Source organism: Rehaibacterium terrae (assembly GCF_014202935.1).
In the GTDB taxonomy this organism is placed as follows: Bacteria; Pseudomonadota; Gammaproteobacteria; order Xanthomonadales; family Xanthomonadaceae; genus Rehaibacterium; species Rehaibacterium terrae.
In genome coordinates, this window is sequence record NZ_JACHHX010000006.1 from 36245 (window position 1) to 50835 (window position 14591).

Here is a 14591-nt window from a genome sequence, read left to right on the forward strand (position 1 = left end):
CTCAGGCGGCATCCCGGGCCAAGAGCTCGGCCAGCTGCACGGCGTTGAGTGCGGCGCCCTTGCGGATGTTGTCCGCCACGATCCACAGGTTCAGGCCGTGCGGATGCGAGAGATCTTCGCGGATGCGGCCGACGTAGACCGCATCGGTCCCGGCGGCATGGGTCACCGGGGTCGGATAACCGCCGGCCGTGCGCTCGTCCACCACCTCCACGCCCGGCGCCCGCTCGAGCAGCGCGCGCGCCTCGGCGGCGGTGATCTTGTCGCGGGTCTCGATGTGCACGGCCTCCGAGTGCCCGTAGAACACCGGCACCCGCACCGCGGTCGGGTTCACCTGGATGCTGTCGTCGCCGAGGATCTTGCGGGTTTCCCAGACCATCTTCATTTCTTCCTTGGTGAAGCCGTTGTCCATGAACTCGTCGATGTGCGGGATCAGGTTGAAGGCGATCTGCACCGGGAAACGGTCCGGCCGGTGCTGCTGGAAGTTCAGCATCGCCGCGGTCTGGCGACCGAGCTCCTCCAGCGCCGAGCGGCCGGCGCCGGACACCGACTGGTAGGTGGCGACGTTGATGCGGACGATGCCCGCCTGGCGATGGATGGGCGCCAACGCGACGAGCATCTGCATGGTCGAGCAGTTGGGGTTGGCGACGATGCCGCGCGGGCGGTCTCGCATCGCTTCGGGATTGACCTCGGCCACCACCAGCGGCACGTCGTCGTCATAGCGGAAGGCCGAGGAGTTGTCGATCACCACCGCGCCGGCGGCGGCGAACTTCGGCGCATAGGCCTTCGACACCGCGCCACCGGCCGAGAACAGCGCAATGTCGATGCCGGCCGGGTCGAAGGTGGCCAGATCCTGCACGGTGAGTTTCTTCGCACCGAACGTCACCTGCTCGCCGGCCGAGCGTTCGCTGGCCAGCACGGCCAGATGGCCGACCGGGAATTTCCGCTCGGCCAGGATGCTCAGCATGGTTTCGCCGACGGCACCGGTGGCGCCGACCACTGCGACATTGAATGTCTTGCTCATTGGAGGTTCACGCGTCGGGGGAAGATGGGTTCCGGCCGGCAGGAACGGAAGTCGGGAACCGGGAATCGGTCGCGCGGTCCGGCCGCACTCGATCGAAGAGCGGAGCGTCGCCCCGATTTCCGAGTTCCGCATCCGCGAAACACAGACAGAGTCATTCTGCCGGATACGGCGGAATCCGCGGCACGACCTCGCCCACATCCCCGCACTGCGCGCGGTGGCGCAGCGCCTGATCCATCAGCACCAGCGCCACCATCGCCTCGGCGATGGGCGTGGCGCGGATGCCGACACAGGGGTCGTGGCGGCCGGTGGTGACCACTTCCACCGCATGGCCGTGAACGTCCACGCCGCGCCCGGGCAGGCGCAGGCTGGAGGTCGGCTTGAACGCGATCGAGGCGACGATGGCCTGGCCGGTGGAAATGCCGCCGAGGATGCCGCCGGCGTGATTGCTCAGGAAGCCTGCCGGCGTCATCTCGTCGCGGTGCTCGCTGCCCCGCTGGGTCACCGAGGCGAAGCCGGCCCCGATCTCCACGCCCTTGACGGCATTGATCGACATCAGCGCGGCGGCAAGCTCGGCGTCGAGCTTGCCGTACACCGGCTCGCCCCAGCCCGGCGGCACGCCCTCGGCCACCACCGTCACGCGCGCGCCGACCGAGTCGCCGGACTTGCGCAGCGCATCCATGCAGGCCTCCAGCGCCGGCACCTGTGCGGCATGCGGCCAGAAGAACGGATTGGTCTCGACCGCATCCCAGTCGAAACCGTCCGGTACCAGGTCACCGAGCTGGGCGAGGTGACCGCGGACACGCACGCCGTACCTTTCCGCCAGCCATTTCTTCGCGACCACCCCGGCCGCCACCCGCATGGTCGTCTCACGCGCCGAGCTGCGCCCACCCCCGCGCGGGTCGCGGATACCGTATTTCTGCCAGTAGGTGTAGTCGGCATGACCGGGGCGGAACCGGTCGGCGATGCGGTCGTAGTCCTTGCTGCGCGCATCGGTGTTGCGGACCAGCAGGGCGATCGGCGTGCCGGTGGTACGGCCCTGGTACACACCGCTGAGGATCTCGACCTCGTCGGCCTCGCGCCGCTGCGAGGTGTGGCGCGAGCGGCCGCTGGCGCGGCGGTCGAGGTCGCGACGGAAATCCTCGGCCGCGAGCGCCAGTCCCGGCGGGCAGCCGTCGATCACGCAGCCGATCGCCGGCCCGTGGCTCTCGCCGAAGGTGGTGACGCGCAGCAGACGGCCGAAGCTGTTGTCGCTCATCGGGCGTCCGCGAGCGCCTTGATGCGCGCATGGTGGGCGAGCAGGTCCTCGCGCTCGATCACGAACACGCCCATCGGACCGACCTTGAACTCGACCCAGGCGAACGGCACCTCCGGCAACAGCCCGACCAGGGCGCGTTCGCTCTCGCCGACCTCGCAGATCAGCAGGCCGTGCTCGCTCAGGTGCGCCGGGGCATCGCGCAGGATCTTCAGCGCCAGGTCCAGACCGTCGTCGCCGGCGCGCAGGCCGAGTTCGGGCTCGTGCGCGTACTCCGGCGGCAGCGCGTCGGTTTCGGCGTGGGTGACATAGGGCGGATTGCTGACGATCAGGTCGTAGACCTCGCCGGCCAGCGCCGACAGCAGGTCGGACTTGAGCAAGCGCACGTTGTCCGCGTGCAGCCGCGCCCTGTTCTCCGCGGCCAGGGCCAGCGCCTCGTCGCTGATGTCGACGCCGTCGACCTGCCAGTCCGGGTTGTAGTGCGCCATGGCGATGGCGATGCAGCCCGAGCCGGTGCAGATGTCCAGCGCGCGCCGCACCTGGCGCCCGCCCAGCCAGGGCTCGAAGCCGGCCTCGATCAGCTCGGCGATCGGCGAGCGCGGCACCAGTGCACGCGGATCGGACTTGAAGCTCAGGCCGGCGAACCAGGCCTCGCCGGTCAGGTAGCAGGCCGGGATGCGTTCGTCGATGCGACGAGCGAACAGACCGAGCACCCGGGCCTTCTCCTCGGCCGTCAGCCGCGCCTGGCCGTAGACCGGACTGAGGTCGTGCGGCAGGTGCAGGGCGTGCAGCACCAGCTGGGTGGCCTCGTCCAGCGCATTGTCGTAGCCGTGGCCGAAGGTCAGCCCGGCAGCATTGAAGCGGCTGGCGCCGTAGCGGATGAAGTCGACGATGGTGTGCAGCTCGGTGGCGGCCGATTCGGCGGTCATGCGGGTGGTAACCTGCTGAAGGAACGCGAGTATAGCGGTCGCGCAGCTATACTTGCGGCTCCCTCGCTACGAAAAATGGCCGAACGCGGCATGTTCAACCGCACCACTGTTCTCGTCCTCGTCGCCGCACTGGCGGCCGGCCTCGGCCTCTGGGCCGCACAGACCTTCACCGGGCCGCGCGCGGATGCCGGCCCGACGCTGGAAACCGTCCGCCTGTTGCCGCAGGCACGCGACATCCCGCCGTTCTCGCTGACCGCCGCCGACGGCAACCCGCTGACCCTCGAACAGCTGCGCGGCCGCTGGACCCTGGTGTTCATCGGCTTCACCCACTGCCCGGACGTCTGCCCCACCACCCTGGCCGAGCTCGGCCAGGCCGAAAAGCGCTGGAGCGCGGCGCTGCCGGAGGACGCGCGCCCGCGCATCCTGTTCGTCTCGGTCGACCCCGAGCGCGACAGTCCCGAGCGCGCCGGCGAGTACGCCCGCTATTTCAGCGCGAACGCACTGGCGGCGACCGCCGACATCCCGACGCTCGAGCACTTCGCCAAGTCGCTGGGCATGGTGTTCATGAAGACGCCACTGCCCGGCGGCAGCGACCCCGAAGCCTATACCGTCGACCACAGCACCCAGGTCGCCCTGCTCGATCCGCAGGGCCGCTTCGCCGGCCTGGCCCGGCCGCCGCTGTCGCCGGCCAAGCTGGGCGACGACATGGCCACGCTGGCCGGGGCCGCCCGATGAGCCCGAAGGTCGCGCTGCAATACCTGCTGCCGCACCGCCTCCTCTCCCGCCTCGCCTACGCCGCCGCACGCTGGCGCTGGCGGCCGTGGAAGCACTGGCTGATCGGCCTGGTCGTGCGCAAGTTCGACGTGAACCTGGCCGAGGCGGCCAATCCCGACCCGGCGAGCTACCCGCACTTCAATGCCTTCTTCACCCGTGAACTCAAGCCGGGCGCACGCACTCCCGACGCCGACCCGCGCGCGCTGCTGATGCCGGCCGACGGCAGGATCAGCCAAGCCGGCCGCATCGAGGCCGGGCGGATCTTCCAGGCCAAGGGTCACCATTACACCGCCGCCGAACTGCTCGGCAGCGAGGCCGCCGCCGCACCGTATGCCGAGGGCAGCTTCGCCACCATCTACCTGTCGCCGCGCGACTACCACCGCGTGCACATGCCTTGGGACGGGCGGCTGGTCGAGACCCTGCACGTGCCCGGCCGGCTGTTCACCGTCGCCCCCTGGGGCGTGCGCGCCATCCCGCGCCTGTTCGCCCGCAACGAGCGGCTGGTATGCCATTTCGACACCGGCTTCGGCCCGATGTGCCTGGTGATGGTGGGCGCGATGCTGGTGTCCGGTGTGGAGACGGTCTGGAGCGGCGAGGAGATCCCACCCTATGCCAGCCGCCCCGTCCGCAAGGACTGGCGCGACCGCGGCATCACGCTGGCCCGTTTCGCCGAGATGGCGCGCTTCAACTACGGCTCGACGGTGATCGTGCTGCTGCCGCCCGGCGTGGCGGAGCTCGACGCCGGCCTGCGGCCGGAGCAGCCGGTGCGGTTGGGCGAGCGGCTCGGGCGTGTGACCTGAGCCCTTGCAGGCGATCACATGGTGTGGGTGGGCTTGTCGGCGTTCAGCGTACCGGCCAGCAGGGTCTCGATCTTGTTGCGCACCGCCTCACCCTCGGCGGTATCGGCGAACTGCACGCCGATGCCGGCGGTGCGGTTGCCCTGGGCGCCCGGGGGAGTGATCCAGACCACCTTGCCGGCCACCGGCAGGCGATCCTTCTCTTCCATCAGGGTGAGCAGGATGAACACCTCGTCGCCAAGCGCGTAGCGCCTGGTGGTCGGCACGAAGATGCCGCCGCCCTTCACGAACGGCATGTAGGCGTTGTACAGCGCGCTCTTGTCCTTGATGGCCAGGGACAGGATGCCCTGTCGTGCGCCCGCTCCCGCGATCATGGTCTCACTCCTGCGCCGCGACGGCGCTCAGGTTCCGGCAAAGGCCAGCCGCCAGTCGCGCAGCAACCCGGCCAGGGTCAGGTCGGCGCGTACCGTGGTCCGCAGCAGATCGCGGGTGCGGTTGGCGGCATCGAACCACGCGCTGAGCTTGGTGAAATCGGCGCGGGCGGTCAAGGCGGCAGCCTCGCCCATCGGCACGGCGCCGGCCAGGCGGCCGCACAGATCGCGGGCGGTGTCGGCAGCGAAGCTCAGCCGCAGCTCGACGCGCTCGTCGGCCAGCCAGCGCGCAGCCACGTCGAGCGCGCCGGCCTTGCCGGCAGCCAGAGCAGCCAGGTCGGCACGCACGCTGCGGCGCAGCTCCAGCGAACCGTCGGCCAGCCAGTCGGCAGCCAGACCGGGATGGCCGTGCGCGGCCTCCAGTGCGGCATCGACCTGCGTCGCCGCATGACCGGCGGCCAGCAGCCACTGGCGCGCTTCGTCGCGGCCCGGGATACGGAACTCCAGTCGCTGGCAGCGGCTGCGGATCGTGGCGGGCAGTCGCGCCGGATGGGCACTGACCATCAGCAGGTAGCGGCCCGGCATGGGCTCTTCCAGGGTCTTGAGCAGCGCGTTGCAGGCGCTGGTGTTGAGCGCGTCGGCCGGGTCCAGCACGGCGACCTGGGCGCCGCCGAGCTGGGGCGTCAGCGCGAACTGCCGGCCGAGCCGGCGCACCTGGTCGATGGTGACCTCGCTGCGCAGCTTGTCGGTCTTCTCGTTGACCTCCAGGCCGATGCCGAGGAAATCCGGATGCGTCCCGGCCGCAAGCAACCGACAGCCACGGCAGTGTCCGCAGGCCAGACCGTCGGCGCCGGGTGTGGAGCAGAGCAGGCGCGCGGCCAGCGCATCGGCAACGGCGCGCTTGCCCAGTCGCGCCGCTCCGCCCAGCAGCAGGGCATGGCCGAGCCGGCCAGCCATGAGCGCGGCCAGTGCGGTCTGCAGCGGTCGCTGCTGCCAGGGCGCCAGCACACTCACGCCAGCGTCTCCATCCAATCCTCCAGCGCGGCGCGGACCGCCGCGACGACGGCCTCCGCCGGCTGGCCGGCATCGATCACGCGGAAGCGCTGCGGCTCGGCGGCGGCACGGGCCCGGTAGGCGGCGCGCACGCGCTCGAAGAAACCATTGTGCTCGCGCTCGATGCGGTCGGGCTCGCCGCCGCGGCTGCGTGCGCGCGCCAGCCCCTGCTCGACGCCGAGGTCGAGCAGGAAGGTCAGGTCGGGTTTGATGCCCGCCGCCCAACGCTCCAGCTCGGCGATGCGGCCCATGTCGATGCCGCGGCCGCCGCCCTGGTAGGCGAAGCTGGCGTCGGTGAAACGGTCGCTGACGACGAAGGCGCCGCGCGCCAGCGCCGGCCGGATCAGCTCGCGCACCAGTTGCGCGCGGGCGGCGAACATCAGCAGCAGCTCGGTCTCGGCGGCGAGCGCGTGTGCGGGGTCGAGCAGCAGCGCGCGGATCGCCTCGCCGACCGGCGTGCCACCGGGCTCGCGGGTCAGCACCACCTCGTGTCCGCGCGCCTCGATCGCGGCGCGCAGACCGGCGATGACGGTGGATTTGCCGGCGCCCTCGCCGCCTTCGATGGTGATGAGCTTTCCGGTCATTGCCTTCCGTTGCCGTCGTTGCCGTCGTTGCCGTTGTTGCTGCCGTTGTCAGTGTTGCCGCGACCGAGGATGTAGCGGGCCACGGCGTGGTTGTGTTCGGCCAGCGTACGCGAGAAGTGGTGGGTGCCGTCGCCCCGGCTGACGAAATACAGCGTGTCGCCCGGCTTGGGGTTCACCGCCGCCTCCAGCGCGGCGCGGCCGGGCATGGCGATCGGCGTCGGCGGCAGGCCGTCGCGGGTGTAGGTGTTGTAGGGCGTGTCGGTATCCAGCCCGCGCCGGCCGATCCGCCCCTGGTAGCTGTCGCCCATGCCGTAGATCACGCTGGGATCGGTCTGCAGCCGCATGCCGATCCGCAACCGCCGCACGAACACGCCGGCGATCTCCGGCCGCTCGTGGGCGGCGCCGGTTTCCTTCTCGATCAACGAGGCCAGGATCAGGGCCTGCTCGGGTGTCTCGATCGGCAGTCCCTCCTGCCGCCCCGCCCAGACCTCGGCCAGGGTGCGCTCCATCGCCTGCCGCGCACGCCGCAACAGATCCACGTCGCGCGTGCCGCGGGTGTAATGGTAGGTCTCGGGCAGGAAGCGCCCCTCCGGGTGGGTGTCGGGTTCGCCGAGCGCGGCCATCACCTCGGCGTCGGACAGTCCATCCAGCGTGTGCGTCAACGCCGTCGCGGCCGCCAATGCCGCCCGCAGTTCGCGGAAATTCCAGCCCTCCACGATCGTGAAGCGGTACTGGATCACCCGCCCCTGTTCGAGCTTGCGCAGCAGACCGCGCGGGGTGATGCCGGGATCGATCGCGTATTCGCCGACCTTGAGCCTGCGCGCGACATCCATCTGCCAGGCCAGCGCCTGCCACTGCCAGTCGCGGCCGTCGGCGACGCCGGCCTCGCGCAACCGCCGCAGCACGTCGCGGAACGAGTCGCCGCGCTCGATGTCGAGCACGCGCGGCGTGTCGGCCGCCGCCAGCGGCCGGTCGGCGAAGGCGGTGTAGCCGCTCCACAGCCGCCAGCCGGCGAAAGCCGCGGTCAGCAGCAGCACGAGGACGACGATGCCGACGAAGCGGAACAAGGCGGAAAGCTTGGAATCGTTCACACGGTCTCCGGGCCGGCGGTCGCGAAGGCGGGCTCCGCGGCGGCCAGCCGCTCGATCAGGGCGGATGTGGCGGCATCGGGCGGCCACCGCCGCGCACCCAGCCGCGCCACCGGGAGGATACCGCGCACGCTGTTGCAGAGAAAAACCGCCTCGGCGCGCTCGACCTCGTCCGGCGACAGTTCGCGCTCACCGGCATCGGCATGCGCCATCAGCCAGCTCCGGCAGACGCCGGCGATGCCGCAGCGGTCCACCGGCGGCGTCCACCACTGGCCGTCGAGACGCACGAACAGATTGGCGGCGGTGGCGCAGACCGCCCATCCTTGCGTGTCGCACATCAAACCTTCGTGGATGTCCGGATCGCGCCACTCGCCACGCGCCAGCACCTGTTCGAGACGATTCAGATGCTTGATGCCGGCCAGACGCGGCTGGACCGCCAGTGGCGTGTCGCACCAGCGCAGCGCGAGTCCGCCGGCCGGTACGGCGGGCGGCGCGTCATGCAGCGACAGCAGCATCGTCGGCACCGGCTCGACCGGCGGCGAATAACCGCGACCACCGCTGCCACGGGTCAGGATCAGCTTGAGCACGCCACGCGCGATGCCGGCGACGCACGCATCGGCTTCGGCGCGCAGCAGCGCCGCATCCGGCAGCGGGATGCCGAGCCGCACGGCACCGGCCGCCAGCCGCGCGGCATGCGCCTCCCACCAGACCGGTCGGCCACGATGGACGAGGATCGTCTCGAACACGCCATCGCCGTAGGCCAGCCCGCGATCGCCGGGATCGACCGCATCGACGGCACGGCCGCCACGGAGGATGCGCACCGTCACCGTGGCCTCATTCCGCGATGCCCAGCGCACGCAGCAGGCCGCGCGCCTTGGCCCGCGTCTCGTCCAGCTCGTGCACGGGATCGGAGTCGATGACGATGCCGGCGCCGGTGCGGAACTGCAGCGCGTCGCCGGCCAGCCAGGCGCTGCGGATCAGGATGTTCAGGTCCATGTCGCCGTCGCGGTTGAGGTAGCCGAGGGCGCCGGTGTACGGACCGCGCCCCTCGCCTTCCAGCTCGGCGATGATCTGCATGCAACGCACCTTCGGACAGCCGGTGATGGTGCCGCCCGGGAACACCGCGCGGATCGCCTGCCCCGGCGTCACGCCGGGCCGCAGGCGGCCACGCACGTTGGAGACGATGTGGTGCACGTGGGCGTAGCTCTCCACCGTCATCAGCTCGTCGACCTCGACGCTGCCCGCCGTGCAGACGCGGCCGAGGTCGTTGCGTTCCAGGTCGATGAGCATGACATGTTCGGCACGCTCCTTGGGGTGGCCGACCAGTTCGCGGATGCGCGCCGCGTCGTCGTCGCCGGGAAACCGCGGCCGGGTGCCGGCGATCGGCCGCGTCTGGATACGCCCGCCGTTCACCGACACCAGCCGCTCGGGTGAAGAGCTGGCCAGCGCCCAACCGTCCCAGGCCAGCAGGCCGGCGAACGGCGCCGGGTTGGCGCGGCGCAGGCGATCGTAGAGCGCCGCCGGGTCGGGAGCCGTGTCGAAGCGGGCGCGCCAGGCACGCGAGAGGTTGGCCTGGAAGATATCGCCGGCGGCGAGATAATCGAGGACGCGGCGCACGCCGTCGATGAAGCGCGCCGGCGGATCCTCTGACAAGATCGCACCAGGCAAGGCCGGGACCGGCGCAAGCGCCGCGCTCGCCGTGGCATCGGCGGAGAACGCATCCAGCCAGCCGTCATGGCCCGCCTCGGCGACAGCGATGACCTCGCCGTGCGCACGATCGCGCAGCACGGCCGCCGGGCAGCGCAAGGCCAGCGCGACCGGCAACGGCCCCGGCGCGGCCGGCAGGCGCAGCACCGGCTCGACCTGCGCGGCCAGTTCATAGGCAAGGAACAGCGCCCAGCCGCCGCGAAACGGCAACGTCGTCTGGCCCCCCGTCGCGCGCTCGCGGGTGAAGTCGGCATCGAGCGCGGCGAGGAAGTCGTCCGTCACCGCCTCGCCATCGAGCCGGCGCGTCACGCCGTCGGCATCGAGCCGAAGCCCCCTGCCTTCGGTGGCAAGCAGCACATCCCAGCGCGCCCGTGGCGTACCGGTCGCCGCGCTCTCCAGCAGCAGCGGGTAGCGCGCCGGCGCGAGCCGGTGCAGGGCCAGCAGGTCGGTGTCGGGAGCGAGTCGCCGGATCGACAGCATGGAAGCGACGGCCTGGCGCCGAGAACAGGGAATCGAGGAATGCCGCCTGCGGCTCCTACGATTCGCGATTCCCCGCCCCCGGTTCCCGTGACCGCATCACAGCCGCCTGAACACCAGCGTGCCGTTGGTGCCACCGAAGCCGAAGCCGTTGGACACCGCCACGTCGATGCGCTTCTCGCGCGCCACGTTGGGCACGTAGTCGAGGTCGCAGCCCTCGCCCGGCTCGTCGAGATTGATCGTCGGCGGGATGACCCCGGTATGGATGGCCATGACCGAGAAGATCGCCTCCACGCCGCCGGCGGCGCCGAGCAGGTGGCCGGTCATCGACTTGGTCGAGCTGACCATGGTCCGGTAGGCGTGCTCGCCGAGCGCACGCTTGATGGCGAGCGTCTCGGCCACGTCGCCGAGGGGCGTCGAGGTGCCGTGGGCGTTGAGGTAGTCGACCTGCTCGGGGGTGATGCCGGCGTCCTTGAACGCCGCCGCCATGCAGCGCGCCGGACCTTCGCCGCTTTCGCTCGGGGCGGTCATGTGGAAAGCGTCGGAGCTGGCGCCGAAGCCGGCCAGCTCGCAGTAGATGCGTGCGCCGCGGGCCTTGGCGTACTCGTACTCCTCCAGCACCAGGATGCCGGCACCGTCGCCGAGCACGAAGCCGTCGCGGTCCTTGTCCCACGGCCGCGAGGCGCGGGTCGGCTCGTCGTTGCGGGTGGACATCGCCTTCATCGAACAGAAGCCGCCCACCGAGGTCGGCGAGGAGCCGCGCTCGGCGCCGCCGGCGATCATCACGTCGGCATCGCCGTACTGGATCATCCGCATCGCCATGCCGATCGAGTGGTTCGAGGTCGCGCAGGCCGAGACCGCCGAGAAGTTCGGCCCCTTGATGCCCTTCATCAGCGTGATCTGGCCGGGCAGCATGTTGATGATGGTGCTGGGCACGTAGAACGGCGAGATCTTGCGCGGCCCGCCCTCGATGTACTTGGCGGTCTGCTCCTCGATGCCGAGGATGCCGCCGATGCCCGACCCGATCAGCACGCCGATGCGCTCGGCATTGGCCTCGGTGACTTCCAGCCCGGCGTCCTGCATCGCCATCAGCGAGGCGGCGACACCGTAGTGGATGAAGGGGTCCATCTTCTTGACGTCCTTCGCCGGCATCCAGGCGGTCGGATCGAAGTTGCGCACCTCGCCGGCGATGCGGGTGCTGAAGGCGGAGGCGTCGAAATGGGTGAGCGGGCCGATGCCCGAGCGGCCGTTGACGATGTTGTCCCAGGCGCTGGCCAGATCATTGCCGACGGGCGACACGATGCCCATGCCGGTGACGACGACGCGACGGTGGCTCATCCGGTAATCCTCGCTTTGCTGCGCGCGGGCTCGCCGCGCTGGCGGTTCGGGCGCTCGACGCGCCCCACAAACGCATGGGGCCGCTCGTCGGCGGCCCCCTGCGTGGATCGCTCGCCGGCGATCAGCTCTTGACGTGCGCCTTGATGTAGTCGATCGCCTGCTGGACGCTGGTGATCTTCTCGGCTTCCTCGTCGGGAATCTCGCACTCGAACTCTTCCTCCAGCGCCATCACCAGCTCGACGGTGTCCAGCGAGTCGGCGCCGAGGTCGTCCACGAAGGACGCGTTGTTGGTGACTTCTTCTTCTTTGACGCCAAGCTGCTCGACGACGATCTTCTTGACGCGCTCTTCGATGGTGCTCATGGGTTTTTCGACCTCCCGAGGGGGATAAACGGGCGCATTGTAGTGGATTGCCGCGCGCCAAGACAGCTTCGCGACGGGCCCCGGCGCGCGCCGATTGTGCCGGTGGCCGTATCTGGTCGAGGGGTGAGTTTCCTCCGCTCGCGCGCCGGGCGCAAACGCCGGATCAGGGCATGTACATTCCGCCGTTGACGTGCAGGGTTTCGCCGGTGATGTAGGCTCCACCCGGGCCGACGAGGAAGGCCACGGCGCGGGCGATGTCGGCCGCCTCGCCGAGCCGGCCCAGCGCGATCTGGGCGGTCAGCGCCTCGCGCGCGGACTCCGGCAGCGCGCGGGTCATGTCGGTGTCGATGAAGCCGGGTGCGACGACATTGACCGTGATGCCGCGGCTGCCCACCTCGCGCGCCAGCGACTTCGAGAAGCCGATGATGCCGGCCTTGGCCGCGGCATAGTTCGACTGTCCGGGATTGCCGGTCAGGCCGACCACCGAGGCGATGCTGACGATGCGGCCGCGGCGCGCCTTCATCATGCCGCGCAGCACGGCCTTGGAGGTGCGGTAGACCGAGCTGAGGTTGGTGTCGATGATCGCCGCCCAGTCCTCGTCCTTCATCCGCATCAGCAATTGGTCGCGGGTGATGCCGGCATTGTTGACCAGGATGCTGACCGCGCCGAACTCGGACGCGATCGCGTCGACCAGCGCCTCGACGGCCGCACCGTCGGTCACGTCGAGCCTGCGGCCGACGCCGCCATGGGCGGCGAGACGCTCGCCGATCGCCTGCGCGCCGGCATCGCTGGTGGCGGTGCCGATCACCCTGGCGCCGAGCGCGGCCAGTTCGTCGGCGATGGCCGCGCCGATGCCGCGGCTGGCACCGGTGACCAGGGCGATCTCGCCTGTGAGGGGAAGCTGCTGGGTCATGCCTTGCTCCATTCGTTGAGGGCCGCGTCGAAGTCGGCGGGCAGGCCGAGCGCGCGGGCGTCGAGCGACTTGTCGATGCGCTTGGCCAGACCGGTCAGGACCTTGCCGGGACCGCATTCGGCCATGCGCGTGGCGCCGCCCGCGACCAGCGCCTGCACGCACTCGGTCCAGCGCACCGGCAGGTAGAGCTGGCGCTGCAGCGCGTCGCGGATCGCGACGACCGAATCGCGCGTTTCGGCGTCGACGTTCTGCACCACCGGCAGTGCCGGCGCGCTCCAGCGCAGCCCGGCCATGACCTCGCCGAGGCGGTTGGCCGCCTCGCGCATCAGCGGCGTGTGCGAGGGCACGCTCACCGCCAGCCTGACCGCCTTGCGCACGCCGCGTTCGGCCAACGCCGCGATCGCACGGTCGACGGCGCCGGCATGGCCGCCGATCACGATCTGGCCGGGCGAGTTGTAGTTGGCCGGGACGACCACCTCCTCGCCCGATACCTGCGTGCAGACCTCGGCGACGACCTCGTCCTCGGCGCCGAGCACCGCGGCCATCGCGCCGACGCCGGCCGGCACCGCGGCCTGCATCAGCCGGCCGCGCTCGCGCACCAGTCTGGCACCGTCGGCCAGCGACAGGCTGCCGGCGGCGACCAGCGCGGTGTACTCGCCCAGGCTGTGGCCGGCCAGGCGCGACGGCATCGGGCCGCCGTGCGCCTGCCACAGGCGCCAGACGGCGATGCCTGCAGCCAGCAGCGCCGGCTGGGTGAATTCGGTCTGATTGAGGCGGTCCTCGTGGCCTGGCTGCGACAACTCCCACAGGTCCACGCCGGCGCCCTCGGAGGCTTCGGCGAAGGTGTCGCGGACCTGCGGATGGAGCGCGGCCAGTTCGGCCAGCATGCCGGGCGACTGCGAGCCCTGGCCGGGGAACACGAAGGCGAGATTCGGTTGCGTCACGCGCGGGTCTCGTCGGGAAAGCGGGGAATGATACGGGCGGGCGGCGCCCATCGTCTGTACCGGGGCGTAGGGTACGGCAAACGGGACAGTGGATCCGGGATTCGCGAGGAGCCGCCTGCCCACCCTCCATGTCGCCGGCGGTCGGCGCTCGGCGGATTCCGTGTCAGATCAGAACATCAGATCGATCAGGGCCACACCGACGTCATCGGCCTGCTCGCCCAGCAACAGCAGCCACAGGACGACCGCCCCCACGCTGGCCAGGGCGCGCAGCGCCTGTGCCAGCGCCCGGCCGCGTTCACCGCCGAGCGCAGCCAGCGGGGCGAGCCAGCGCAGGCGCCGGGCAACGCGGGAAATTTCCTCGCGCACCCCGGGCGACTCCGTCGCGACCTGGGTCTGCAGCAGCTCGGCGTAGCGCTCGGGCCGATCGGCCAGGAAGCGCGCGGTCGATTGCACGTAGAGCAGGACATCGCGCGCCTGCGCCGCCGGCAGCGACATCGTCGTGCGCGGATCCTCCTCCAGGTCGATGAAGCCGACGCCTTCGGGCGTGATCACCATGTTGCGGGCGAAGGCCTGGCTGAGATAGCCGCCGCGGGCATGCAGTTCGCGCAGCGCGGCGAAGCCGCTGCGGATCAGCGATGCGCGGCGCTCCGGGTCGGGTTCGTTCTTGCAGCGGATCGCCAGCGTGGGGCCGAGATCGGAGAGCACCAATTCGGTCGGCTCGGCGGCCAGCACCTCGGGCACGCGCACGCCGAGCCCGTCGAGGCGCGCGATCATCTCGCGCTCGGTGCGACAGGCCTGCTCGGGATCCTGTGGCGGCGGCGCGATCAGCGCGCTGGCGCCCAGCCGGCGCGCCAGCCAGCGCAGGGCCGCCAGCCGCACCCGCCGCTCCGGCGCGCCGTAGCGTTTGCGCCAGGCGACGCGGCCGTTGAAGCGGATCCGCTCGACGCGTGGCTCACTCATGACAGCTGCTGGGTGTGTGGCG

At 70.9% G+C, this 14591-nt stretch carries 16 protein-coding genes; 2 read left to right on the forward strand and 14 right to left on the reverse strand.

From position 1 onward, the window contains the following. Position 1 precedes the first annotated feature (1 nt). The 3 genes from HNQ58_RS05520 to prmB form a co-directional block, all read right to left on the reverse strand. Positions 2-1021: an aspartate-semialdehyde dehydrogenase gene (locus tag HNQ58_RS05520; RefSeq protein ID WP_183947812.1), complete on the reverse strand. Its 1020-nt coding sequence runs from the start codon at positions 1019-1021 to the stop codon at positions 2-4. A 151-nt stretch (positions 1022-1172) separates the two neighbouring features. Further along, positions 1173-2276 (reverse strand): chorismate synthase, encoded by a 1104-nt coding sequence (aroC, locus tag HNQ58_RS05525; protein ID WP_183947820.1) that lies wholly within the window; start codon positions 2274-2276, stop codon positions 1173-1175. Beyond that, positions 2273-3202 (reverse strand): 50S ribosomal protein L3 N(5)-glutamine methyltransferase, encoded by a 930-nt coding sequence (gene prmB, locus HNQ58_RS05530; protein WP_183947822.1) that lies wholly within the window; start codon positions 3200-3202, stop codon positions 2273-2275. Before prmB ends, aroC begins: the two co-directional genes overlap by 4 nt. A 90-nt stretch (positions 3203-3292) precedes the next feature. Here prmB and HNQ58_RS05535 point away from each other — a divergent pair, with 90 nt between their 5' ends. Next, positions 3293-3937: an SCO family protein gene (locus HNQ58_RS05535; protein WP_183947823.1), complete on the forward strand. Its 645-nt coding sequence runs from the start codon at positions 3293-3295 to the stop codon at positions 3935-3937. Then, the gene (gene asd / locus HNQ58_RS05540) at positions 3934-4776 is read left to right on the forward strand and encodes an archaetidylserine decarboxylase (protein ID WP_183947826.1); all 843 of its coding nucleotides are present in this window, start codon (positions 3934-3936) and stop codon (positions 4774-4776) included. Before HNQ58_RS05535 ends, asd begins: the two co-directional genes overlap by 4 nt. 14 nt (positions 4777-4790) lie before the next feature. Here asd and HNQ58_RS05545 read toward each other — a convergent pair whose 3' ends face one another. The 11 genes from HNQ58_RS05545 to HNQ58_RS05595 form a co-directional block, all read right to left on the reverse strand. Beyond that, positions 4791-5147: a PilZ domain-containing protein gene (locus HNQ58_RS05545; protein WP_221301167.1), complete on the reverse strand. Its 357-nt coding sequence runs from the start codon at positions 5145-5147 to the stop codon at positions 4791-4793. 27 nt (positions 5148-5174) lie between these two features. Further along, the gene (locus HNQ58_RS05550) at positions 5175-6158 is read right to left on the reverse strand and encodes a DNA polymerase III subunit delta' (RefSeq protein ID WP_183947828.1); all 984 of its coding nucleotides are present in this window, start codon (positions 6156-6158) and stop codon (positions 5175-5177) included. Next, positions 6155-6781, reverse strand: a complete 627-nt coding sequence (tmk, locus tag HNQ58_RS05555) for a dTMP kinase (RefSeq protein ID WP_183947830.1) — start codon at positions 6779-6781, stop codon at positions 6155-6157. The genes HNQ58_RS05550 and tmk overlap by 4 nt, the downstream gene beginning before the upstream one ends. Continuing rightward, positions 6778-7872, reverse strand: a complete 1095-nt coding sequence (gene mltG, locus HNQ58_RS05560; protein ID WP_343057203.1) for an endolytic transglycosylase MltG — start codon at positions 7870-7872, stop codon at positions 6778-6780. The genes tmk and mltG overlap by 4 nt, the downstream gene beginning before the upstream one ends. Then, positions 7869-8690 (reverse strand): aminodeoxychorismate lyase, encoded by an 822-nt coding sequence (gene pabC, locus HNQ58_RS05565; RefSeq protein WP_183947832.1) that lies wholly within the window; start codon positions 8688-8690, stop codon positions 7869-7871. The genes mltG and pabC overlap by 4 nt, the downstream gene beginning before the upstream one ends. 13 nt (positions 8691-8703) lie before the next feature. After that, a complete protein-coding gene (locus tag HNQ58_RS05570) occupies positions 8704-10056 on the reverse strand; it encodes an aminodeoxychorismate synthase component I (RefSeq protein ID WP_183947834.1) in 1353 nt (450 codons plus the stop codon). A gap of 96 nt (positions 10057-10152) precedes the next feature. Then, positions 10153-11391 carry a beta-ketoacyl-ACP synthase II gene (gene fabF, locus HNQ58_RS05575; protein ID WP_183947836.1) on the reverse strand — a complete coding sequence of 413 codons (1239 nt, stop codon included), beginning with the start codon at positions 11389-11391 and terminating at the stop codon, positions 10153-10155. Positions 11392-11512: 121 nt separating this feature from the next. Further along, the gene (gene acpP / locus HNQ58_RS05580) at positions 11513-11752 is read right to left on the reverse strand and encodes an acyl carrier protein (protein ID WP_183947838.1); all 240 of its coding nucleotides are present in this window, start codon (positions 11750-11752) and stop codon (positions 11513-11515) included. Between the two features lie 163 nt (positions 11753-11915). Continuing rightward, positions 11916-12665, reverse strand: coding sequence for a 3-oxoacyl-ACP reductase FabG (gene fabG / locus HNQ58_RS05585; RefSeq protein ID WP_183947840.1), 750 nt, complete (start codon positions 12663-12665; stop codon positions 11916-11918). Further along, positions 12662-13609 carry an ACP S-malonyltransferase gene (fabD, locus tag HNQ58_RS05590; protein WP_183947842.1) on the reverse strand — a complete coding sequence of 316 codons (948 nt, stop codon included), beginning with the start codon at positions 13607-13609 and terminating at the stop codon, positions 12662-12664. The genes fabG and fabD overlap by 4 nt, the downstream gene beginning before the upstream one ends. A gap of 168 nt (positions 13610-13777) precedes the next feature. After that, positions 13778-14569, reverse strand: a complete 792-nt coding sequence (locus HNQ58_RS05595) for a BUD32 family EKC/KEOPS complex subunit (protein WP_183947844.1) — start codon at positions 14567-14569, stop codon at positions 13778-13780. Between the last annotated feature and the right edge of the window lie 22 nt (positions 14570-14591).